We start from the raw sequence: 24385 nt of genomic DNA, 5'->3' as shown, positions 1-24385 counted from the left end.
TAGCTACTTTTGCCTTAAATGCTGCTCCATGATTTCTTCTTAATGTCTTCATTTACCTGCTGCTCCTTTCTGTAATTGTAAGTCAATTTAGAGCAGCTTTACCACTTAAGCAACTGTGCAGTTTTTCCGGGCCACCGCTGTATCAAGATAGATTTAGGATAAAAATAATTGATATAAATATCTGGCTCACCACCATATGAGTTAATGATGTTTTAAAATTCAATTCGGTTCTTCTGCTTGTAAACGTCTTCATCCGGATGCAAAAGAATTAAGAAACTCTATTATCCCCTCAATTGGTATCGGCAACTCTAATGCGGATGATGCTTTGCCAAAAAATCTTCTGCATATTTAGTGGTATCTCTATAAGTCAGATACGGCGACTTGAAGGTCATCTCAATCCCGCTTTTATAGTTTCCAGAAGTTTCTGAATTTTTTCCTTCTCAATGCCATCTTTTCTTATAGATCTGAAAAACACCGGGACAGATGCAAGCAATTTCTTGTCAGAAATAATATCAGCAGGAATTTTACCTGCGCTAATGGTAGCTAAATCACAAAATTCAAGCCAATCGAGCCTTCCTTTATCCCAAGCGTATTGGCATATTACATCCTTTTATCGTTTTATCCGATTGTTCTTTTGAGTATTCCAAGTAACTTATCCGGATCAAAAGGCTTGGGAAGACAGGCGGCGGCATTTTTTATTGAAAGGTGGCAACCTGCAAGTCCGCTTATAATTATAATAGGTCACCAACTCTTTTTGTATGCAATACTTAATAATCAATAGCATACAACAGCAAAATAATAAACGATATAATTGATCCGGATATAACTTCATGAAAGCATGAAATCCGCCCTTTTGTGTAAGAAGAGACTAAAAGATTGGAAACGATTATGGAAGTTATCGAACTTGATTAAAACCGTATCAGGAGGTTTCAACATGTCTGGTGGCGTTGATGCCATATCGCTTCATCCGGTTATAGATGGTGACCCGGGAAACCCCCAGCAGGTCTGCGGCTTTGGATTGGTTGCTGCCGGTTTTTTTAAGTGCTTCAATAAGTTCCTGCTTTTCAATTTCCCGCATGTTGAAAGAGGTCCGTCTGGGTTCGGGTCTGTCAGGTCCCTTTTCCCGATAAATGGCCGGTGGCAGATGGCCTGGTAGAATCAGCTCGTCGTGGCAGGCCACAAAAGCGTATTCAAATGCACTTTTCAGCTCCCGGACATTGCCCGGCCAGTCATAGTACATCAGGGCATCCATTGCCTGTTTGCTGATTCCTTTGATATTCTTGTCGCTTTTCAACCGGATTTTCTGAAAAAATGTTTCAGCCAGAAGGGGAATGTCTTCCATACGATCGCGTAAGGGAGGCAGATGAATCGGAATTACATTAATGCGAAAAAAGAAATCCTTTCGGAATTTGCCCAGTTCCACCAGCTTTGGCAAATCCCAGTTGGTCGCTGAAATGATTCGTACATCTACGGGAATCGGGACGTTAGTACCCACCCGTTCAACGCTTTTCTCCTCCAGCACGCGCAGCAGTTTGATCTGGGTTATCAACGGCAGATCTCCGATCTCATCCAGAAAAATATCCCCTCCGGATGCGGTTTCAAACCGGCCGACACGATCCCGGATTGCCCCCGTATAAGCGCCTCGAACATGCCCGAACAGTTCACTTTCCAGAAGGGAATCTGTCAGGCTGGCACAGTTGACCTTGACAAACGGGCCATTGCGGCGCTCTCCGATTTCATGGATGGCCTGTGCTACCAGCTCTTTCCCGACACCGCTTTCTCCGTAAACAATAACCGGCGCATCCGAGAACGCCGCGTTTTCGATCATATCAAATAACTGGCGCATAGCCGGACTGACTCCGATAATGCCGTGAAATCCATCCCGGGATCGTAATTCCTGGCGGAATGCCTCAATCTGGATATCTTTTTCAATTAAATCGGAAATATCTGTGAGTGTGCCCACAGCTCCGATCACGCTTCCGGAGCTGTCTTTCAAAAGCGATGCATTCTGCACCACATGAATAATCCGTCCGTCTCTGGCGCGGATGGTGCATTTACGCGTGTTCAGCTCTCCAAAACGAAATAAATCACACCATGGTTCGTCCGCAGAATAATTTTGCCCCTTGCATCCGTTGCATTCCAAAATGCCGCACTCCCTGCCAAGCAGCTCATCCTGATTGTAGCCTGTCATTTTTTCGAAGGCACGGTTTACAGATACAACGGCACCGCGGGTGCTGACGATCATAATACCATCTTGAATGGTGTTCACCACCGTTTTCCAATACCGGTCCAATTCCTGTTCAGACATAACTGTAAAACATCCTGTAAAGGTTTAACACATGTAAAGGATAAATTTTTTATCAGTTTAACAATTTCAGATCAAGCAGTTTATATGATTCACCTTGGTAATAATTCAGATAACCTAATGATATCAAGCAAAAACAGATAATAGCTAAAAAGTTTTTTGGAATGGTCCGAATCTTGCTCTAATCGCTGTAAAATAGGAGGAACTTCAGAGTGAAGGGACAAGTCGACTACATGCTGGATGTTCGAGGAATTATCTCCCCATTCTCTTTATTGAAGGTGTCTTTGGTATATCAGCAGATGAAACCCTGCCAGATCATGGAAATCACCGGATGTGATCCGGACATGCAGCGGGACCTGCTTCGAATATTGCCTGATGCATCCTACGAAGTTATTTGCAGGGAACATCAAACAACAGACATGGAAAACATGAAAGTACGTTTGGAAAAAAGAAATCCGACAGATGTCAAGTCGTTGAAAAGGAAATTGTAATGGCGATAGAATCAATACGAATTACAAGCGGGAAGAAAAGCCGGTTTTTAGACCTGGTCGAAGAACTGCTGCCGGAAGGCGGTAATCTGAATTTATGCTTAACTTGCGGGGCCTGTTCATCCGGTTGTCCGGCAACAGGACTTGATGGGATGGATCCCAGAAAATTCCTGCGCATGGCAGCGTTCGGTTTGGATGAGGAAATAGCAAAATCCGATTGGCCCTGGATGTGTACGATGTGCCAGCGGTGTATCTATGTCTGCCCGATGAAGATAGATATTCCGCAACTCATATACAATGCCCGCGGCTTAAGGCCCAGGGATCAGCGACCTAAAGGCATTTTGGGATCATGTGACATGGCGCTTCGAAACGAGAGTGGCAGCGCAATGGGAACATCACCTGACGATTTTATCTTCGTAGTGCAGGATGTACTGGAGGAATTCAGGGAAACTCAGCCTGAATTTGCCGATATGGAAGCACCGATAGATAAAGAAGTCGCCGAATTCTTTTTGAACCAGAATTCCAGGGAGCCGGTGACGGAGCCTAATGAATTGGTCCCGCTGTGGAAAATACTGCACCTGGCCGGGGCGGATTGGACCTATGGCAGTCATGGCTGGGCCGGAGAAAATTACTGCATGTTTCTGGCTGACAATGATTCATGGGAAAAAGTTACTCGAACCACGGTGAATCAGGCCAATAAACTGGGGTGTAAAACATTTCTCAATACGGAGTGAGGGCATGTTACATTCTCAGTCCGGGCCGGACTGAAAAAATTCAACCTTGAGCACAATTTTGAAGTAAAGAACATTTATGAATATTATGCCAAATGGATTCGTGAGGGGAAGCTGAAGGTCAATTCCGACTGGAACAAAGATCTGAAAATAAAATTTACGGTCCAGGATCCCTGTCAGATTGTTCGAAAGAGTTATGGCGATCCCATAGCTGAGGATCTGAGGTTTGTAGTCAAGTCCATTGTCGGAGAGGAAAATTTTATCGATATGCAGCCCAACAGATCCAATAACTACTGCTGTGGCGGCGGCGGCGGATTTCTGCAGTCCGGATTTAAGGAACAACGTCTGGAGTATGGAAAATTGAAAGATCAGCAGATTAAAGCAACAGGCGCGGATTACTGTATTGCCGGGTGTCACAACTGCCATGCCCAGATTCACGAATTGAGCGAACATTATGGCGGACACTATCCGGTCGTCCACCTCTGGACCATCATCTGCCTTTCTCTGGGGATACTCGGACCAAACGAACGGGAATACCTGGGAGATGATCTTAAAGAAGTGAATGTATTCCATCCGGAGACGGCCGAATAACAAGAAAGGGGAAAACATGAGTATTCAAAAACGATTAAAAAATGGAGAATTCGTCGTTCTGGCGGAAATGAACACACCGAAAGGCGTTGACATTTCGCGGTTTATTACTGACGCCAAGCGCATTAAGGGGCGTATTGACAGCATTGTTATCCCTGACATGGACAACGGCGTGATGCGAATGAGCGCACTTGCCGGCGCTGTTCTGATTCAGCAGCAGGGAATAGAGGCAATCATACATATCTATGGACGGGACCGAAACCGGATGGCACTTCAGGGCGATTTGCTGGCCGCCCATATTCTTGGTATCCGGAATCTCATCGTGGTCCAGGGAGATGACATGGCTAATAGCGACCATCGGACGGCGATTCCGGTTGACGATCTTGATGAGCTGGGTTTGCTCGCCGCCATTCGGTCCCTTCAGGCCGGAAAAGACCTGGCAGGTTTTGATCTGGACGGACAGCCCGAATTTTATGCTGGCTGCCGGCTCGCACCATTTTCGGATGAAGCCTCAATGATCAGCGAACTGAATATGGCAAAGGATAAAATTGCCGCAGGCGCGGAATTTATCATAACACCGCCGGTGTTTGACATAAATCAGTTTCAGAAATTCATGCAGAAAGCCTCATATCTGGGTGTACCGGTGATTCCCACGGTCTTTTTGATCAAATCGGTGGCGGTTGCCAGGTATATCGCAACTAATGAACCTGGTGCGCATATTTCCGAAGAGATCATCCGACGCATTCGAAAATCGCCGGACCGTGAAATGGAAGGCGTCAAAATCGCCGGAGAAACCATTGCCCAGCTACGCAAAATGGCGCAGGGCATTCTTATTCAGGCCATGGGATGGGAACACCGCCTGTCAGCCATTCTGGATGCGGCAGGTATTTGACATGCAACCCTCAAAAAAGAAAAAGAGAAATATGAAAAAAACAGACCCAATTCAAAGTATTGACAGGGTTCTGGTAATCGGCGGCGGGGTCGGGGGCATTCGCACTGCGCTGGATCTGGCTGAAGCCCGGAAAAATGTAGTTCTGATCGATAAGGCAAATGCTATCGGAGGACTGATGACGCTTCTGGACCGGACTTTTCCGACCAATAACTGCGACCTTTGCACCCTCTCTCCGACTCTGTCGGAGAGCAGTCGAAACCAGTATATTCAATTGATGACCCTGACAAAAATCGTAAGCCTGGACGGTGAGCCCGGAAATTTTACCGCGACACTGGTAACATCTCCCCGTCATATCGACATGGATAGATGCACAGCCTGCGGGCAGTGCCGCAAGCAGTTTCCGGAATGTGTGGATTTCAATCCGGGCCTTGATCATCGGGCGCCAACCTGTATGCGCTATCCCCAGGCCACTCCCCAGGCATTTTCTATTAACATGAGCCGTTGTTCCAATCCTCAGGCACTTATTGCATGCTGTCCGGCAGGCGCCATTCTTGCTGATGATCCGGAACGTGAAGTCAGGCTCCGGGTGGCGTCAGTAGTGCTTGCGCAGGGCGCAGAAATATTTGATCCGTCCGGAATAGACAGTTTCAGTTATGGCCATGATCCCGATGTAGTGACAAGCCTGGAATACGAACGCATTCTGTCGGCTTCCGGGCCTACCCAGGGCAAACTGCTCTGTCCTTCCGACGGCCGGATTCCTGCTAAAATCGCCTGGATTCAGTGTGTGGGATCCCGCGGGCTTCAAAAAGGCGCCGTGTCCTATTGCTCAGGAGTTTGCTGCATGTTTGCACTCAAAGAAGCCATGGTGACCAAAGAGCGCTTTGAGGACAGTATTGATACTGCGATATTTTATATGGACATCCGAACTTTCGGCAAGGACTATGAACGCTATTATGACCGCAGCCGTAACACGTCCGGTGTGCGGTTTGTCCGAAGCCGTCCGCACAGCGTATTCCGAAAAACCGGACAGGATCAGCTCAGTATCACCTTTGCGACTGAGGATTCCAGCACACTGAAGGAAGAGTTGTTTGATATGGTGGTTCTGTCTACCGGCTTCCGGATAACAGATGACCTCCGCCAGACTGCCACTTGCCTTGGAATCGAGCTGAATGCACACGGATTTGCGCAAACCGGCGGTTTCGATCCGGTCGTCACATCCCGAAGCGGCGTTTATGTCTGTGGCATGTTTGAAGGTCCCAAGGATATTCCTGAAACCATGATTCAGGCCAGCGCCGCAGCCTGCATGGCCGCAACTCATGTTCCGGCAGCAGCGGCGATCTCCGGGGGCGACAACGAATTTATTTCCGAAAGAGACGTAACCGAAGAAGATCCCCGGGTAGGAGTGTTTATCTGCGACTGCGGAGAAAATATCGGCGGCGTGATCGATGTTTCCGAACTGGGGGCATTTGCCGCAAAGCTTCCGGGAGTTGCCATTGCAGAGGGTGTGGGACACGGTTGCAGCCGTGAATCCATGAAGCATATCGAGGAGGCGATTGTCAGATACAAACTCAATCGGGTGGTAATCGGCGGATGTTCGCCCCGAACGCACGAAACGCGGTTTCAGGATTTGCTTCGGCGCAGCGGGCTGAATAAATACCTGCTGGAAATCACCAACCTTCGGGATCAGGATACATGGGTTCATAAGGATAAGCCAAAAGAAGCCACCGCCAAGGCCAGGCAGTTGATATGGGCATCGGTTCAGTCGGTGAAAAAAGCCAGGGCCCTTGCGGATAACCGCTTGCCAATCAACAGGGATATTCTGGTCGTGGGCGGAGGAGTGGCGGGCATGAGCGCATCGTTGAGATTGGCCGATCAAGGATTTAAGGTTTTTCTGGCGGAGCGGCATTCCATGCTTGGAGGCGTAGCCAATCTTGTACGAAAAACCCTGGACGGCAAAGATGTTCAGCTATTTGTTCATGATCTGATTCAAAAAACCTTGTCCCATCCCAATATTCAGGTGATACTTAATGCCTTTATCGTTGATCACAGCGGCATGCCGGGTATGTTTAAAACCGGAATGCAGGTCGGAGCACGGATGTTTTACCGGCAGATCAGCCATGGCATAACGATTCTGGCAACAGGTGCGCTGCCCAACCGTCCTGAAGGATATTTGCTCGGCCGGCATGCGGCAGTAATGACCCAGCTGGATGCTGATGCGCTGCTGGAGGACATACCTGCCAAGGTGTCCAACTGGAACAATGTGGTTATGATTCAGTGCGTGGGCTCACGACAGCCGGATAACCCCAACTGCTCCAGGATCTGCTGCCAGACGGCTATCAAAAATGCTCTCAGGATTCTGGATATCAATCCCGAAGCACGTATTTTTATCCTGTACCGGGATATACGGACATATGGATTTCAGGAAGACTATTATCAGACCGCCAGGGAGCGTGGCGTTATCTTTGTCCGGTATGAAGCAGCCCAACCTCCCGAAGTCAGAGAAGCGGAAAAACTTGTGGAAGTCGCCTTTACCGACCCGATTTTGGGGCGCCGTATTGAGGTGACTGCTGACGTATTGCTGCTGAGCACCGGTTTTATCAGTGATGATGAATCCGGCGAAGATCTGGCGGCCATTTTTAAAATCCCCCGAACTCCGGATGGGTATTTTCTGGAAGATCATATCAAGCTGCGGCCCGTTGATTTTTCCAAGCCCGGATTTTTCATGGCCGGAACTGCGCATTCTCCACGATCTATCAGGGAAAGTATTGCCCAGGCTGAGGCTTCGGCTGCCAGAGCCCGGACACTTCTCAGCCGTGACAGTATAAACCTTGGAGCAGCGATTGCCCGGGTCGATTCAAAAAAATGCGCGGCTTGTCTGATTTGTGTCCGGGTCTGTCCCTTCGGGGTTCCGTTTATCAATGCGGACGGCTATTCGGAAATCGACCCGTCCAAATGTCACGGCTGCGGCGTGTGCGCCTCAGAATGTCCGGCTAAGGCCATTCAGTTGATGCAGTTTGAAGATGACCAGATTTTGGCGAAGTTAAGCGGATTACTGGAAAGGATGGTGGCGTAATGGAAAAATTTGAACCGGTCGTTGTCGCATTTTGCTGTCATTATTGCGCCTATACTGCCGCGGACATGGCCGGAAGCCTGCGGCTATGTTATCCGGCCAATGTTAAAATCGTCCGCGTTCCCTGCTCCGGAAAAGTAGATACGATCCATATTTTGAAAGCATTTGAAGGCGGCGCTGATGGTGTCTATGTGGCAGGATGCATGGAAGGAGACTGCCATTTTAAAAACGGTAATGTACGGGCAGCCAAACGGGTGAGATATATCCAAAAATTGCTGGACGATATCGGTATCGGCGGCCAAAGGCTGGAAATGGTCAATTTGTCCGCCGGTATGGGGGAGCGTTTTGCCGAAATTGCCCGGCAAATCACTGAAAAAATCCGGAAGTTGGGACCCAACCCAATCCGAAATTTGACCGGGCCGTTGTCCGAAGCCGCGGTCCAGATATCAAAGGAGTTACAATTACAATGATTACAGCGGAACGTAAACCCCTGGAGGAAATCATTGAATATATCCGGCCATTTCAGAAAATTCTGCTGGTCGGGTGCAACGAGTGCGTGACGGTCTGCTCTGCCGGCGGCCGCAAGGAAGTCGGCATACTGTCCTCATTGTTGCAGATGTCATTTCTTAAGCAGGGGAAAAACATACAGATTCGGGAGCACACCCTGGAACGTCAGTGCGATCCGGAATACATTGAAGAGCTGACATCCATGATAGACGGTGTGGATGCCGTTCTGTCCATGGCCTGTGGATGCGGGGTGCAAGAGATAAGCCGCAGGTTTAAGGATAAACCGGTTTTTCCCGCAATCAACACAAAATTTATGGGCGCATCGGAACGGCAGGGCGTGTGGGCCGAGCGATGTCAGGGATGTGGTGACTGTCTGCTTGGCATTACCGGAGGCATCTGTCCGATCAGCCGGTGTTCCAAACAGTTGATGAACGGTCCCTGCGGCGGTTCCACGGCCGGGAAATGTGAAATCAGCCCGGACGTTGACTGTGCCTGGCAGTTGATCTGGGATCGGCTTAAGGCGCTGGGATTGGAAGACCGGTATGAACGGATCATCCCGGCCAAGGATTGGAGACCTGGACGGGGCGCCGGCCCCCGCAAAATTATCAGAGAGGATTTGGCAGAATGAAAACCGAAAGCGTACTCGAAAAAGTGTTAAAATCCGGCAATCTTGCTGTAACATCAGAATGCGGTCCGCCGCGTGGCGCCGTGCCGGAAAAGGTCCGCCAGAAAGCCGAACTATTGAGGGGATATGTCGATGCGGTCAATGTCACAGATAATCAGACCGCCATGGTTCGCATGTCCAGCTTTGCTGCCGGTGTTATTTTGCGGCAGATGGGCCTTCACCCGATTCTTCAGATGGTTACCCGGGATCGAAACCGGCTGGCCATGCAGTCCGATATCATCGGAGCTTATTCCCATGACATTAATACAATGATCTGCCTTTCCGGCGATCATCCGAAATTTGGCGATCATCCCATGGCCGCCAGCGTTCATGACATTGATTCCATCCAGTTTGTCCAGATGGTGAAAAAAATGCGGGATGAAGGAAAATTCCAGGGCGGGGCGGATATTGAAAATACGCCCAAAATGTTCATTGGCGCTGCTGCTAACCCTTTTGCAGACCCCTTTGAACTCCGGGTTGCCCGTCTGGCCAAAAAAGTGGCTGCCGGTGCAGATTTTATTCAAACCCAGTGTATCTATAATCTGGACAAGTTTGAAAAATGGATGGAAGGGGTCAGAAACCGGGGCCTACACGAAAAAACTTATATTTTAGCCGGTGTTACGCCTATCAAAACTGTGGGTATGGCCCGGTATATGAAAAATAAGGTGCCCGGCATGGATGTTCCACAGGAAGTGGTGGACCGCATGGCCGGTGTTCCCAAGGAAAAGCAGGCTGAAGAAGGCATTAAAATCTGTGTGGAGACTATCGAACGACTCAAACAGGTTAAGGGCGTTGCCGGATTTCATATCATGGCCATCGAATGGGAACATAAAGTGGCTGAAATCGTTGAACGGGCCGGGCTTTATCCCCGCCCGGATATTGGGATTTAAAAAATATATGAACTGAAACAGAGTTATGGATAATTGGAAAACATATCTTTTAAATACTGTTTAATGTCAGATTATAAAACGGAGATAAAAACATGAGTGACAAAAAACTTATTCTTGTAGTGGACGATGATCCGGATCTGGTTGAATCCGTGGCTATGAAGCTGGAAAGTGAAAATTTCAGGGTGGCGAAAGCCTATGACGGTGTGGAAGCAATGGATCAGATAAAAAAAGAACGGCCGGCTTTAATCATTCTCGATGTCATGATGCCGAGAAAAACCGGTTATCAGCTTTGCGATGAGCTGAAGAAATCCGAAGAAACCAAAGGCATTGTCATCCTTCTGCTTACCGCAGTTGCCGAGGCTGTGACTTCCACCAGCTATACCCACTGGGAAGGTAAAAGCACACTGGCTGATGACTATATCCCAAAACCGGTCGATATGGAAAAGCTGATGGAAATTGTCAGGGATTACCTCTCTTAAGCAATGAATCCGACTCTATCGAAATTGCCCATTGGCGGCCTTAAACTGAGTTCGGAGCTGGTTCAGATCCGACTGCTTCCGAACTCGGGTTTTTCCGCCAATGAAATGTTCAGCCTTCTGGCGGACCGGCGAATCAATATGACTATGGTGTCCATAGATGCCACAGACAACGAAATGACAGGCATATGCTATATCTTTGAAGAAGACCGTACTACGGCCGAACGGGCACTTTTGCCGCTTGCAGCCGCCATCGAGTTACTCTCGCCGGTTGGTGCGATAACAATTTTCCCGCACCGGTTCAGGCTTTTTCTCATCGAAAACATCTTATCCGCCATGGGCAAAGATGGCTTGCCTGTTTACGGTATTGCATCCTCCAATTCGGCCTTGACCATCACCACCGATTATCACCGGCTTGACGATGCCGTTTCTGCAGTTTGCCGCATAGTATCGCTTCCGGAAAACCATGCGCCGTTTCGGCCTGAATTCAGGATAAAACAGTTCTGATGGAAACATTTGCCGTTTATTGGGAACCCATTATAAAGACTTACGACATCACCGAACGCACCGGGCTGAGTTTAATCTCTTTGGATTTGCAGTTCAGCCGGATCTGTGGCGGGGGTCACTGGCTGACCGGAATAACATCCCGGTTCGACGGTTCACTGATATTGATTTTTTCAAGGCCGGCATTGCCGTCAGGTCTTCGTCTTCATCTGCTTTTTGATAGATCCCCGGAAAAGGTTGAGAGGGTTGATTCTGTTGAAAATAAAACACAGTTTGTTCAATCCATGGATTTCAATCCTGCTGCTTTCGAAGATGTCTGTTCGGATCTGAGAGTTGACAAGCAGGTGGAACTGGTTTACTTTCAAGGCCCGCATTACGGTGACCGCTACGGCATTGTGAATGCGGCAATGACAGCTCTGGCTGAACGCAAAGTGCCGCTTATAGCCGCTGTCTGCACCGGGGCATCGGTATATCTTATCACCCCCGCAGGAAAGGCACACGAAGCCAAAAACACCCTCGGACAAGCGTTCAGCACACCCGAAACCGGCAAAAGTGAACGCAAAAAATGAATTTAAAACTGCCACAGGAACTTGACTGGAGACCACGGGTCTTTGACTCACTGTCTTTCCCTACCCTGATTATGGACTGTAACGGCACTGTTGTATCCGTCAATCAGAAACTGCTTGAAAAATATCATATTTTAAAATCCCGGGTCATTGGAAAATCCTGCCGGGAAATTTTTCGCAATTTATTTGATGATCCTGATCTTCCTTGCCACCAGGAAACGTGCCCCCTGAATAAAACCATTGCCGAAGGTGTGGGCCACTCCGTTTTGAGACAGATTGAGAGGCAAAATGGTAGCAAGTATTGGGAGGACCGGGTCTTTTCTCCCATTCTGGACGATGACGGAAATGTTATATATGTGATAGAGTCGATTCGGGATGTAACCCGGACCAAGGCGCTGGAAAATATTCTGCACGACATTCGGGTATTCATGAACCGGCTCGTTCAAAGCTCCGCCAGTGCGATATTGTCTGCGGACCGGTCCGGACGTATTCTGCTGATGAATGAAGCTGCTGAGGAACTGTTCGGCTATAACTTCGATCATACCGCAAATATCAGCGTCGTCGATTTGTACCCTCAGGGAGTAGCCCGGGAAATTATGAAGAAACTACGGGATGATGATTACGGGGGACGTGGAAAACTTCCGGCAACCCATGTCAACATCCTGACAGCCAGGGGAGAAACTGTTCCTGTGGAAATGACCGGGGCAATTATTTATGAAGGAGATAATACTGAAACAGCAACCATGGGGATTTACAATGATATCCGGGAACGACTGGCCCTGCAGGACGCCCAGTCCCAGTTGGATCAATCCGAAAAAATGGCGTCTCTGGGCAGGCTGGCCGCCGGGGTTGCGCATGAAATCAACAACCCTTTGACCGGCATTCTGATGTACGGCAACCTGATGAAGGAAAAAATGGAACCGGATCACCCGTTACAGACCAACATTACCTATATTCTGGAGGACGCGGAACGATGCCGGGAGATCGTGAAGAATCTTTTGGCCTACAGCCGTCAATCCGGTACATCGCAGGAACGTTTTTCAATGAATGTCATGGTAGAAGAAAGCCTTCGCCTGATTCGGGATCAAAGCCTGTTTATGAATCTCACTACAAAAAAAGAGCTTTCCGATGAGTGTATGATGGTTAAGGCAGACCGGAACAAAATGTGCCAGGTTGTAATAAATCTTGTAATGAATGCTATTGATGCCATGGACCCAAACGGAACTCTGACGCTGAAAACATACCGAAGTAACGATCAGAAAAGAGCATGCCTGGAGATAACGGATACCGGGTTCGGCATTCCGGATGAAGATCGTTTACGGATATTTGATCCGTTTTTTACGACCAAAGACCCCGGTAAGGGAACCGGTTTGGGACTGAGCACTGCGTATGGCATTATTAAAGACAACAAAGGTGATATCATCATCAAGGAAACCGGTCCTGAAGGAACCACCTTTCTGGTGGAGTTGCCGCTGGACACGGATTCGATAGAGTTAATGTCGATTGGATAAAAAGTATAAAACATAAGGATTGGAATGATAACTGAAGCTGTAGTTCAAACAAATTATACACCCGGAATCCTGGTTGTGGATGATGAGGTCAGAATCCGGGATGCATGCAGGCTGGTTCTGGAAGATTGCGGGTACGGAGTATGTGTGGCTGCTACCGGTGCAGAAGGTCTTGAATTGATTCGGGACCGGCATTTCGATATAATTCTTCTGGATCTGATGATGCCGGAGATGTCCGGCTTTGATGTATTGGCCAAGGTTAAGGCTTTACATCCCGACACCGTGATAATTGTAATTACCGGATATGCAACGCTGGAACACTCGCTTGATGCCATGAAAAAGGGGGCGTTTGATTTTATACCCAAACCTTTTACTCCGGAACATCTTCGCGCCACCATTGCCAAAGCCATCTATTATACCCAAACCCTTAGGGATATCGCTGACACCCGCTCAAGGCTTCGGACATTGGTAAACCGGATTTCGGATGGCGTTATGTGCACCAATCACGAGAATCGGGTTGTGTTGGCCAATCCGGCATTTTTACGTATGATCGGATGCTCTGCCGAATCGGTGATAGGGAGCAGTACGGACGAATTTATAAATATTGCAAGGATTCGTGAGATAATCAAAGAAACGCTTAATGTGAACGATTCCAGAGCATTGGAATTGACCGAAGAAATCCCGGTCAACAGGCATAGCCGGTCCGAAGAAATAATCCTGAATGTCCGTTGCACCCCATTCCGGGATCGCACCGGCAGAAATATAGGCGTCATTACAGTGCTGCACGACATCACCGCTCTCAAAAAAATGGACCGGATGAAATCGGAATTCGTGTCCACGGTGAGCCATGAGATTCGTAGCCCGATGAACTCGGTGCTGATGCAGATTCAGGTCATTTTAGACGGGCTGGCAGGGGAACTGACCGAAAAGCAGCGGGACATTCTGACGCGGGCTTACCGGAAAGTTGAAAATCTTGCACAAATGACAACTGAGCTGCTTGATCTGGCTCGGATCGAGTCCGGCCTGATCACCCTGGAGCGGGAGCCTGTTGCTATGGCCGATGTTATCCGGGATCAGGTTGCTTTTTACCTTCCCCTGGCTGCATCCGCATCCATCGGGATGGATATCGATATTTCCCAAGAGCTGCCTCCCGTACTGGCGAACCGCAGAAACATGGAAGAAGTTCTGTCCAACCTTATCACAAATGCGATTAAGTACAGCCCCGGCGGCGGCCGGATCACGGTTTCAGCATCTATTGCCAACGACTATCTGCATATTCGGGTAAAGGATACAGGCATGGGTATCAGCGCCGAAGATCAACACCGGATTTTTGAACGGTTTTACAGGGTAAAAGATAAAAAAACCAGGTATATTAACGGCACAGGTCTGGGCCTGGTAATCGTCAAAAGTATTTTGGAATCCCACCAGGGTCGTATCAAAATCGAAAGTCAGGAAGGAGAAGGAAGCACATTTTCCTTTTTTCTGCCGATTCTGACCGATTGATCTTTCTGGCATGGTCAATGATATCAGGTATGTTTTTCATAATAACAATCCCAGTGTCATTTGCTTAAGGCAAAACTTCCCTTTTTATTGTTTTTTTGATAATGGCTTATATTTCAGTTGTCAGCTTGCATATTGTTCGGCTTATTTTAAACAAATATTTTTAAGGAGTAGCGGAATATGAATAATGGGAAACACCTGCTGTGTCTGACCTGCATTTTGGCAGTTTCCATTGTTTTTATATACAGTACCCGGATCTATGGGTCGGGACGGGTTTCAAAGGCTTCGTCCTGTACAAAAGCGGACGTGATTCAAATCAATACAATTACTGCTTTTGGCAATATTGAAAAGCCAACAGTTGAATTTCTCCACGATGCTCACACCAAAGCACTGGCCAAAAAAAACAAAGATTGCACAGTCTGCCATTTGACCGAAAATGGCCGGATTTTCCCAAAATTTATGCGAATCAAGGAGACCGGCAGGGTAGAAGTGATGAATGTTTATCATAAAGGATGCATTTCCTGTCATGGAAAAATGAAAGTGGCAGGGGAGAAAGCCGGGCCGGTTGAATGCGATGGCTGTCACAGGGAAAACGCTATATGTTCTTCTTCTGCACAGCCTATGGGCTTTGATAAATCCCTTCATTTCCGTCATTCCAAAGCGGAAGAGAAAAAATGTGAACTTTGCCATCATGAATATGACGAAAAGTCAAAAAAGCTTTTTTATGCAAAGGGAAAAGAAGGAACCTGCCGGTATTGCCATAAGGCGGAAACAAAAGGCAGTATTATGCCAATGCGCCTGGCCTCACATATCGCGTGCATAAATTGCCATATTCAAAATATTTCCAAAAATATATCAACCGGTCCTGTTGGCTGTTTTGGGTGCCATGCTCGTGCGGCACAACAGAAAATTAAAAAAATATCTCCGGTTCCCCGAATGGATATGAAACAGCCTGACATTACTCTGATCAAAACTTCTCAAAAAAGTTTTGAAACCGAAACAGAAAACAAAAAGATGAATTACGTTCCTTTCGATCACAAGGCTCACGAGAATTATAATGATACCTGCCGGGTCTGCCATCATGACACCCTCAAGCCGTGCAATGAATGCCACAGCCTTACCGGGAAAAAGGAGGGGAAGGAAATTAATCTCTATGACGCCATGCATCGGGTTAATGCAGGCGAGAGTTGTACAGGTTGCCATGGCAGAAAGCTGAAACAGAAAAACTGTTCGGGCTGCCATGCTTTAATAAGCAAAACATGTGAGAAAGAAAACGGCTCATGCCTCAAGTGCCATATGATGACGGTAGCCGGAAAGAAGAAAATATTAAGCCCGGATGACGAGAAATTGTTGGCAGCAGCAATGCTTAAATCAAGAAATACCGCAACCGTTACTTATAATGAAAATGACGTTCCTGAGAAAGTTATTATAAAGAATCTTTCTGACAAGTATGAAGAAGTCGTCTTTCCGCATCGCAGGATTGTCAACGCCCTTGTAAATAATATCAAAGATAACAAGCTTGCCCAATATTTCCACAGCAAGGATGGAACAATTTGCCAGAGCTGCCATCATAACAGCCCCATATCCAAGAAGCCCCCGAACTGCGGAAATTGTCACGGCAAAGTGTTTGATCAAAAAAATCCTTTAAGACCAGGATTAAAGGGTGCATATCATTTGCAGTGTTTGGGATGCCATAAAGAGATGGGTATTAAAAAACCCGCCGGGTGTACCGATTGCCATAAAAAAATTGGATTAAAGTTAAAAAGATAAATAAAATGTTAGAGCCACTTTCAAAACGTTTCAGTTTGGTCAAGCTCAAGGCGGGCGATAATTTCAACCACAGGAATACATTTAGTATTTCGAGGATAGCGCTTACGCTTCACTAAAGTGCGAAATTTGAGCCCAACACAGAGATCGGCCAAAATGGGGCGTTTTGAAACTGGCTCGTAAGTTGAGGTGTTTAATATGTCAATATCACGAAGGAAGTTTCTGGGCTGGATCGGCGCAGCAGGTATGGGGTCTGCTGTGGGCAAATCTGCTCTTGCTTCCGGCAATAAACATTTTGAGGGCTATCCTGAAAGCTTCGGCGTGTTGCATGACATTACCCGCTGTGTCGGATGCCGGAGCTGCGAGGCGGCCTGCAATACGGTAAATGAGCTTCCCGTTCCCGATAAAGCATTTACTGATCTTGCCGTTTTGGATGAAAAAAGGAGAACAACGTCAAAGACATACACAGTTGTAAACAGGTATGATGTTCCGGGTAAAAAAGAGCCTGTATTCAGAAAGATCCAGTGTAATCATTGCCTTGAACCTGCCTGTGCATCCGCATGCTTTGTAAGGGCTTTCAAAAAAACGAAAACGGGTGCAGTTACCTACGATCCCAATGTATGCGTGGGATGCCGTTATTGCATGATAGCCTGCCCTTTTGAGATTCCGGCATATGAATACAATAAAGCGCTTGAGCCATGTGTAATGAAATGCACCATGTGCTACCCAAGAATAATCAATGGACAACTCCCCGGATGTGTCGAAGCCTGTCCGGTCGAAGCCCTGACCTTTGGCAAACGCGATGATTTGCTTAAGATAGCACGTGAGCGTATCCGTAATCACCCGGACAGATACATTAATCATATATATGGCGAAACTGAAATGGGCGGTACAAACTGGATGTATATTTCAGGCGTTGCCTTTTCGGATGTCGGAATGCGTGAAGATCTCGGGGTTACGCCTGCTCCCGAGTTGACGTCAGGAGCTCTTTCGGTTGTTCCTATCGTTGCCGGCTTATGGCCTGTTTTTTTGATGGGAATATATGCCATGACAAAACGCAAAGAGACTATTTCCCGGCAGGAGATTGAATCCGTCAAAGAAGCTGCCCGGTCTCGCACCAAGGAGGATATCTGATGTCCGGCAAAGCTGCTAATAATGCCAAAACATGGTTTACGCCTTTTAATGTTGTATCCGGCGCTATTATCATCATAGGCCTTGTAATCACAATCTTAAGGTTTACCCGCGGATTGGGAGCAGTCACCAATCTTTCCGATGATAACCCATGGGGGATATGGATTGGTTTTGATCTGCTTGTAGGTGTTGCCCTTGCCGCAGGAGGATATGTCACATCGGCGGCCGTGTACATTTTCGGAATGAAAAAATACCATTCCGCGGTAAGGCCGGCGGTGCTGACAGGATTTCTCGGTTATGCGCTCGTAGTTGTGGCTCTTAATTATGATGTGGGCAGGCCATGGCGCCTTCCATATCCATTTATCTACCAGGGAACAACTTCTTTTTTGTTTGAAGTTGCAGCATGTGTCGCTCTTTATCTGACGGTTTTGTTTCTTGAGTTTTTGCCTGCTCCGCTTGAATGGCTGGGTTTAAAAAAAGCAAGAGAACTTGCCGTAAAGCTGACTTTGGTGCTGACTGTACTAGGTGTTGTAATATCAACATTACATCAGTCGTCTCTTGGTGCAATTTTTCTTATTGCGCCTTCAAAGCTTCATCCTCTGTGGTATTCTCCCTATCTGCCGACCTTTTTTTTCATATCAAGCATTATAGCTGGTTTATCAATGGTTATATTTGAAAGCACTCTTTCCCATCATTATTTTGCGGACAAAATGGATGAGGTGCATCTTAGTGAAAATGAAGGCGTGACGCTGGGTTTTGCTAAAGCAGCGTCTTTGGTTCTTGCAGGTTATTTTATGATAAAGGTTATGGGGATAGCCGAAGGAAACAACTGGCACCTGCTTGGAACCTCATATGGACTCTGGTTTCTTGTCGAATTAATCGGGTTTGTTGCTTTACCGTCTTTTTTCTTTGCAGTTGGGGTTCGCAATAAAGATTTAACGCTTATTAAATGGACTGCAGCGTGGACGGTGCTTGGCATTGTTATAAACCGGCTTAATATTTGTCTTATAGCATTTAACTGGCAGCTTCCTTCCAGCCAGAGATATTTTCCGAACTGGATGGAAATAGCCATTTCTGTTTTTGTAGTAACCGTCGGCATTGTTGTTTTCAGATTTATCGTGACAAGGATGCCTGTTTTTTATGAACATCCGGAGTACAAGGACACGCACTAACAAAGGCTGGTATTTTATGGAAACTGTATTTTATACCTATCAGGATTTTTATACGCATACCAAAGGAGTTGCCTATCTTCTGATGATTGTTGCCCTGATTGGCATTGCTTTGTTCTGGAATTTTCTGACCGGAAGGGATGACGAAAATAAAAAAAAGAAACCATAAAGGGAATCTGACAAATGTTTTACAATATTGCGCTGTATATTTCTCTTGCAGTCTTTGGAATCGGTCTGATTTATAAAATTTGCGGATGGTTTCGTTACAGTATCGGCATCAATAGCCAAACCATTACGGCATCGGCAAGATTTACGACCGCTCTGAAAGGGCTGATTTCTGTCATATTCAGTCAAAAGATTTTAATACTGATCAGGGTTTTTGTCACAGATGTGCTTTTTCAGATGCGGATACTTAAAGAAGACAAGCTCCGATGGGTCATGCATATGCTTATTTTTACCGGTTTTATGTTTCTGCTGTTCACACATGCCCTTGATAGAATCATAAAAACCTCGCTTTTTGACAAGTATTATCTGGCGCTCAACCCCTATTTGCTTTTTTTCGGATTTATGGTGATTTCAGGCGTAGCAATTGCTTTATACCGACGTTTTGTTTTGAAAGTGCCCCGCCTTAAAACAAATGGCATGGATTACTATATCATCATTATATTGGCGATCATTATAGTTACCGGCATTGCAATGGAATCCACCAAACTGACATCGTATAATTACTATCAGAATATCTGGTATGTACATATCCTTGCATGTTTTTTTGGGCTTGCGTATCTGCCGTTTAGCAAGATGTTCCATATATTTACTACGCCGTTAAGCCTGCTGGCGAATGCCGTCATGGATAATAATTCCGATCCGGCAAATATCATGACCCGCCAGGTAATGGAACTGGATGCCTGCACGCATTGCGGAACATGCAGTTACCGGTGTTCAGTTGCAGTTGCTTTTGACAGCATAGGCAATGAAAATATCCTGCCTTCGGAAAGAATGGTATTTCTGAAGGACTATATTACCCGAAAGGATACCGGCGAACGGGGTCTTGCAGCGATCCGGCAGGGTATATATCTTTGCACCAATTGTGATCGCTGTACGGTTGTTTGTCCCGCAGGCATAAATCTGAGGGATCTGTGGTATAACGTCAGAGAAGAAATGATTCAACACGGCCATTCCGCTCCTCTGATGCTGACACCCTTTTCTTTTTACCGGGGACTTAAGCGGAAGGAACTGGAGCCAACACAGTATGATATGCCGTTGGAGAAAGCGCAAAAGGCCTTAACAGATCATTTTGAGCTTCTGAACAAAACCGAAGAAGTCGTTTCATTGACATCTGAAAATAAGGAGTTCAGGAAAACAGCAGACCTTTCCGCACGCGCCGGCACCTATGCATATTGCTTTACATGTGAAAATTGTTCGACGGTATGCCCTGTGGTCGAAAATTACGAAAATCCGCAAAATCACCTTGATCTGCTGCCCCATCAGATAATACGTTCCTTAGTCTTTGGCATTAAAGACCTGGCGTTGGGTTCAAGAATGCTGTGGTATTGTTTGACCTGCTATCAGTGTCAGGAACACTGCCCCCAGGGTGTAAAAGTAACGGATATATTTTATGAACTTAAAAACATTGCCGTAAAAGAGGCAAACCGTTCTTCAGATGGAACCGTTTCTGAGAAACGTGCTGTGAAATAAGGATGCGATGATGAAATTTGCATTATTTCTTGGATGTAATATTCCGGTCAGAGTTTCGCAATATGAACTCTCCGCCAGGGCAGTGCTGGATAAACTCGGCGTTGAAGTTGTGGATATTCGTGAATTCAAATGCTGCGGCAATCCGATCAGAAATACGGACAACAGGACTTTTGTGCTGATGGCCGCCAGAAACCTTGCTTTGGCTGAAAAACAGGGTTTGGATATGATGGTGCTTTGCAAATGCTGCTTCGGCAGTCTGAAAAAAGCCGTACATCTTATGAAGCAGAATTCCGGACTTAAAGAAGAAGTAAATGCGTTTCTGGCCGAAGAAGGCTTAAAATATTCGGGAACGTTGAAAGTAAAACATTTTCTTTCCGTTCTTTATCATGACATCGGCATAAGCACACTGAAAGAGAAAGTAAGCAGAACATTTAAAAGTATTAAAATTGCACCCCATTACGGATGTCATGCCTTAAGGCCCAGTGATATTACTGAATTCGATGACCCGGTTGCCCCCGTTTTGTTTGACGAACTTGTATCCGCCACAGGCGCCCAAAGTATTGACTGGCCGTTAAAGCTGGAATGCTGCGGCGCTCCGCTTCTGGGTATTAATGACCGTCTTTCCATGGATTTAACCGGTAAAAAACTTGCTGATGCCAAACGGGCCGGAGCTGACTACCTTTGTGTCGCCTGCCCGTTTTGTCAGATGCAATTTGGCAGGGTTCAAAAAATGATGACAGCTTCAAATGATATAAACAACTGCCTCTTAAGTATATTATACCCGCAACTTATAGGACTCGCTATGGGTATCGGAGGAAATGCATTGGGGATTAACATGAATATACCTGATATCAGCAGTATAGAATCCTTTTTGCTGTAGGAGAAAAAATGTCCCGAAAAGAAATTGGCGCTGTGATGGTAGTTGGTGGCGGCATTGCCGGCATGCAGGCGGCTCTGGATGCGGCTGATTCCGGTTATTATGTTTATCTTGTTGAGAGATCGTCTTCCATTGGCGGACTAATGCCGCAATTTGATAAAACCTTTCCTACCAATGATTGCGCCATGTGCATCGTCTCGCCCAAGCTGGTCGAGGTTGGCCGGCACATAAATATAGAGTTGCTGACATTATCGGAAGTCCAAAACATATCAGGTGACGAGGGCAACTTTGAGGTATCTCTGAAGCAGTATCCCCGTTATGTGGACATGAATAAATGTATCGCCTGCGGGTTGTGTGCGGAGAAGTGCCCAAAAAAAGTTATAAATGAGTATGATGGCTCCTTAAGTAAACGCAAGGCCATTTATGTTAAATATGCTCAGGCAGTCCCCCTGAAATACGCAATTGATCCCGATAATTGCCTTTTTTTAACCAAGGGGAAATGCAGGGCTTGTGAAAAATTCTGCCCTGCCGATGCCATCAATTTTGATGATCAACCCAAAGATATGACACTCAATGTGGGCGCGATTATCCTGTCCGGCGGATGTAAAACTTATGACCCAAAGCTCCATGATGTCTACGGTTACTCAAAATCTTCCGACATCATCACAAGTCTGGAATTTGAACGGATACTTTCGGCATCCGGCCCTTACGGCGGTCACATGGTTCGTCCGTCGGATAAAAAAGAACCTAAAAAAATCGCATGGCTTCAATGTATCGGATCAAGGGATGTGCATATCGGCGCTAAGGGCTACTGTTCGTCGGTCTGCTGCACATATGCAATCAAAGAAGCCATGCTGGCTAAAGAACACAGTAAAGAACCTTTGGATGCTGCAATTTTTTATATGGATATACGCACCCATGGAAAAGACTTTGAAAGATACTACAACCGGGCCAGGAATGAATACGGTGTCCGTTTCGTCAAATCCAGAATCACGAATATTGTACCGGCAGACAGCGGCGATCAGCTGATCCGGTACCTTGACGAATCCGGAAATCGGGTTGAAGAAAAATTTGACATTATAGTTCTTTCTGTGGGTCTGGAGGTGACCAAGACTATATCTTCTCTGGCTAACACTAATAATATTCGATTGGATGCTTACGGCTTTGTCAAAACCAACAGCTTTGAACCGGTCAGCACATCCAGGCCCGGCATTTTTGTTTGCGGCTCTTTCGAGGCCCCGAAAGATATTCCCTCTTCGGTCATTGAAGCGAGTGCATCTGCCGGCAGCGCCGGAAATTGCCTGACCGAATCCCGCTGGACTTTGACCAGACAGAAAGAGCTTGTCAAAGAGACAGATACACGTGGCGAACCACCCCGGATAGGTGTTTTTGTTTGCTGCTGCGGCACCAATATCGCCGGTGTGATTGACGTCCCTGCAGTCGTTGAATACGCTAAGAACTTGAAATCTGTTGCCTATGCCGAGCAGAACATGTTCAGTTGCTCTCAGGGCACTCAGGACAATATGTCCATTATTATCAAAGAAAAGCGATTGAATAGGGTGGTTGTGGCCGCCTGTACTCCCAAAACCCATGAACCTCTTTTTCAAGAGACTCTCACAAATGCAGGCCTGAACAAGTATGTCTTTGATCTGACAAATATCAGAAACCAGTGTTCCTGGGTGCATAAAAGCACCCCTGAAGCCGCAACAGAAAAGGCGAAAGCTCTCGTACGGATGGCAGTTGCAAAGGTTGAACTCATGGAGCCTCTCAGGGAAGCCGAACTTCAGGTCAATCAGGCGGCTCTCGTAATCGGTGGCGGTATAGCCGGAATAACAGCAGCAAAAACCTTTTCGAATCAAGGATACCACACGTTTCTGATAGAAAAAAGCGACCGGCTGGGCGGTCAGTCCCTGCATATTCATCAAACCTGGCAGGGAGAAGATGTTCAGCAGAATTTAAGCCGGATGACAGCCGGGATCCGGGCGGATAAAAATATCGATATTTTTACAAACGCCGAAATAATCAGGACAGACGGTTTTGTCGGAAACTTCAAAACCACCATCAGGACGGAAGATAAGACAGAGGAACTGATACATGGCGTTACAATTATTGCATCAGGAGCATTGGAATTAAAGCCGGATCAGTATCTTTACGGAAAGGATGAACGGGTGCTGACAAGTCTTGAGCTGGATCGCAAACTGATTGGAAACGATCCGGACATATCGCAGAAGAAAACAGCCCTGTTTATTCAGTGCGTCGGTTCCAGAATTCCCGAACGGCCTTATTGCTCAAAGGTCTGTTGCACCCATTCCATCAAAAACGCCTTAGAGCTTAAAAAGCTCAACCCGGATATGGATGTATATATCCTTTACCGGGACATGCGCTCTTACGGGTTACGCGAAGATCTTTACCGGGAAGCCAGGGAAAAGGGGATTATCTTCATTCGATATCATGCGGATCAAGGCATAGATGTAAGCCTGGATGAACAAGATCTTAAAGTCAGGTTCACCGACACCGTCATACGCCGCAAAATGGAAATAAATCCGGATCTTCTTGTGCTGGCGACAGCCATAACACCGCCCGCAAAAAATCCGCTGGCGCAACAATACAAGGCTACCCTGAATAACGATGGTTTTTTCATGGAAGCCCACATCAAACTCAGGCCGGTTGATTGCGCAACCGACGGTGTTTTTATTTGCGGTCTGGCTCATGCGCCAAAACCGATAGACGAATCCATTGCTCAGGCAGTGGCGGCCGCAACCCGGGCTATAACCCTGCTTGCACGTAAAACCATATATACGAGCGGAACCATTGCAGAAGTTATTCCTGCGGCATGCAGCAGCTGCGGGGTTTGCGTTTCGATTTGTCCGTACTCGGCGCCTTCTTTTATTGAGGAAACCGCCAGGTTCTTCCCCGGCAAAGCCAATATCAATCCGGCGCTTTGCAAGGGATGCGGATTGTGCGTGGCATCCTGCCGATCCGGAGCTATCCGGCTTAAAGGTTTTGATAATGACCAGATATTTGCGCAGATATATGCACTATGATTGTTGGTTGATA

The 24385-nt window shown here is 46.9% G+C and carries 20 protein-coding genes; 19 read left to right on the top strand and 1 reads right to left on the bottom strand.

Annotated elements, in window-relative coordinates; all coding sequences use genetic code 11:
* Positions 1 to 919: 919 nt before the first annotated feature.
* Positions 920 to 2308, bottom strand: a complete 1389-nt coding sequence (locus VXK47_RS01115; protein WP_435546934.1) for a sigma-54 interaction domain-containing protein — start codon at positions 2306 to 2308, stop codon at positions 920 to 922.
* 209 nt (positions 2309 to 2517) lie between these two features.
* Here VXK47_RS01115 and VXK47_RS01110 point away from each other — a divergent pair, with 209 nt between their 5' ends.
* The 19 genes from VXK47_RS01110 to VXK47_RS01020 all read left to right on the top strand — a co-directional run bounded on the left by VXK47_RS01110 (position 2518) and on the right by VXK47_RS01020 (position 24372).
* Positions 2518 to 2796, top strand: a complete 279-nt coding sequence (locus tag VXK47_RS01110) for a hypothetical protein (RefSeq protein WP_435546933.1) — start codon at positions 2518 to 2520, stop codon at positions 2794 to 2796.
* Positions 2796 to 4115, top strand: a complete 1320-nt coding sequence (locus tag VXK47_RS01105; protein WP_435546932.1) for a (Fe-S)-binding protein — start codon at positions 2796 to 2798, stop codon at positions 4113 to 4115. Before VXK47_RS01110 ends, VXK47_RS01105 begins: the two co-directional genes overlap by 1 nt.
* On the top strand, positions 4087 to 5004 hold the full coding sequence (locus VXK47_RS01100; protein ID WP_435546931.1) for a methylenetetrahydrofolate reductase: 918 nt from the start codon (positions 4087 to 4089) through the stop codon (positions 5002 to 5004). The genes VXK47_RS01105 and VXK47_RS01100 overlap by 29 nt, the downstream gene beginning before the upstream one ends.
* Before the next feature lie 31 nt (positions 5005 to 5035).
* Entirely contained in the window at positions 5036 to 8077 is a 3042-nt protein-coding gene (locus VXK47_RS01095; RefSeq protein WP_435546930.1) for an FAD-dependent oxidoreductase, read from the top strand.
* Positions 8077 to 8544 (top strand): hydrogenase iron-sulfur subunit, encoded by a 468-nt coding sequence (locus tag VXK47_RS01090; RefSeq protein ID WP_435546929.1) that lies wholly within the window; start codon positions 8077 to 8079, stop codon positions 8542 to 8544. Before VXK47_RS01095 ends, VXK47_RS01090 begins: the two co-directional genes overlap by 1 nt.
* Entirely contained in the window at positions 8541 to 9209 is a 669-nt protein-coding gene (locus VXK47_RS01085; RefSeq protein WP_435546928.1) for a methylenetetrahydrofolate reductase C-terminal domain-containing protein, read from the top strand. Before VXK47_RS01090 ends, VXK47_RS01085 begins: the two co-directional genes overlap by 4 nt.
* A complete protein-coding gene (locus VXK47_RS01080) occupies positions 9206 to 10135 on the top strand; it encodes a methylenetetrahydrofolate reductase (protein ID WP_435546927.1) in 930 nt (309 codons plus the stop codon). Before VXK47_RS01085 ends, VXK47_RS01080 begins: the two co-directional genes overlap by 4 nt.
* A gap of 92 nt (positions 10136 to 10227) precedes the next feature.
* Complete coding sequence (locus VXK47_RS01075; protein WP_435546926.1) at positions 10228 to 10614, top strand: response regulator transcription factor; 387 nt, start codon at positions 10228 to 10230, stop codon at positions 10612 to 10614.
* 3 nt (positions 10615 to 10617) lie between these two features.
* Entirely contained in the window at positions 10618 to 11118 is a 501-nt protein-coding gene (locus VXK47_RS01070; protein WP_435546925.1) for a hypothetical protein, read from the top strand.
* Positions 11118 to 11684 carry a hypothetical protein gene (locus tag VXK47_RS01065; RefSeq protein ID WP_435546924.1) on the top strand — a complete coding sequence of 189 codons (567 nt, stop codon included), beginning with the start codon at positions 11118 to 11120 and terminating at the stop codon, positions 11682 to 11684. The genes VXK47_RS01070 and VXK47_RS01065 overlap by 1 nt, the downstream gene beginning before the upstream one ends.
* Entirely contained in the window at positions 11681 to 13192 is a 1512-nt protein-coding gene (locus tag VXK47_RS01060; protein WP_435546923.1) for a PAS domain-containing sensor histidine kinase, read from the top strand. The genes VXK47_RS01065 and VXK47_RS01060 overlap by 4 nt, the downstream gene beginning before the upstream one ends.
* Before the next feature lie 24 nt (positions 13193 to 13216).
* Positions 13217 to 14692 carry an ATP-binding response regulator gene (locus VXK47_RS01055; RefSeq protein ID WP_435546922.1) on the top strand — a complete coding sequence of 492 codons (1476 nt, stop codon included), beginning with the start codon at positions 13217 to 13219 and terminating at the stop codon, positions 14690 to 14692.
* 177 nt (positions 14693 to 14869) lie between these two features.
* A complete protein-coding gene (hmcA, locus tag VXK47_RS01050; RefSeq protein WP_435546921.1) occupies positions 14870 to 16459 on the top strand; it encodes a cytochrome c3 family protein in 1590 nt (529 codons plus the stop codon).
* Between the two features lie 195 nt (positions 16460 to 16654).
* Positions 16655 to 17590, top strand: coding sequence for a 4Fe-4S dicluster domain-containing protein (gene hmcB / locus VXK47_RS01045; protein ID WP_435546920.1), 936 nt, complete (start codon positions 16655 to 16657; stop codon positions 17588 to 17590).
* Positions 17590 to 18759 carry a sulfate respiration complex protein HmcC gene (hmcC, locus tag VXK47_RS01040; RefSeq protein WP_435546919.1) on the top strand — a complete coding sequence of 390 codons (1170 nt, stop codon included), beginning with the start codon at positions 17590 to 17592 and terminating at the stop codon, positions 18757 to 18759. The genes hmcB and hmcC overlap by 1 nt, the downstream gene beginning before the upstream one ends.
* A 16-nt stretch (positions 18760 to 18775) precedes the next feature.
* The gene (gene hmcD / locus VXK47_RS01035) at positions 18776 to 18925 is read left to right on the top strand and encodes a sulfate respiration complex protein HmcD (RefSeq protein ID WP_435546918.1); all 150 of its coding nucleotides are present in this window, start codon (positions 18776 to 18778) and stop codon (positions 18923 to 18925) included.
* A 14-nt stretch (positions 18926 to 18939) separates the two neighbouring features.
* Positions 18940 to 20451, top strand: a complete 1512-nt coding sequence (locus tag VXK47_RS01030) for a 4Fe-4S dicluster domain-containing protein (protein WP_435546917.1) — start codon at positions 18940 to 18942, stop codon at positions 20449 to 20451.
* 7 nt (positions 20452 to 20458) lie between these two features.
* The gene (locus tag VXK47_RS01025) at positions 20459 to 21331 is read left to right on the top strand and encodes a CoB--CoM heterodisulfide reductase iron-sulfur subunit B family protein (RefSeq protein ID WP_435546916.1); all 873 of its coding nucleotides are present in this window, start codon (positions 20459 to 20461) and stop codon (positions 21329 to 21331) included.
* A gap of 8 nt (positions 21332 to 21339) precedes the next feature.
* A complete protein-coding gene (locus VXK47_RS01020; protein ID WP_435546915.1) occupies positions 21340 to 24372 on the top strand; it encodes an FAD-dependent oxidoreductase in 3033 nt (1010 codons plus the stop codon).
* The last annotated feature ends 13 nt before the right edge of the window (positions 24373 to 24385 follow it).

The organism is Desulfobacterium sp. N47 (assembly GCF_051233685.1).
GTDB lineage: Bacteria > Desulfobacterota > Desulfobacteria > Desulfobacterales > RPRI01 > RPRI01.
Note: the sequence above shows the minus strand (reverse complement) of the source record. Positions and strands in the feature narration are given on the sequence as shown.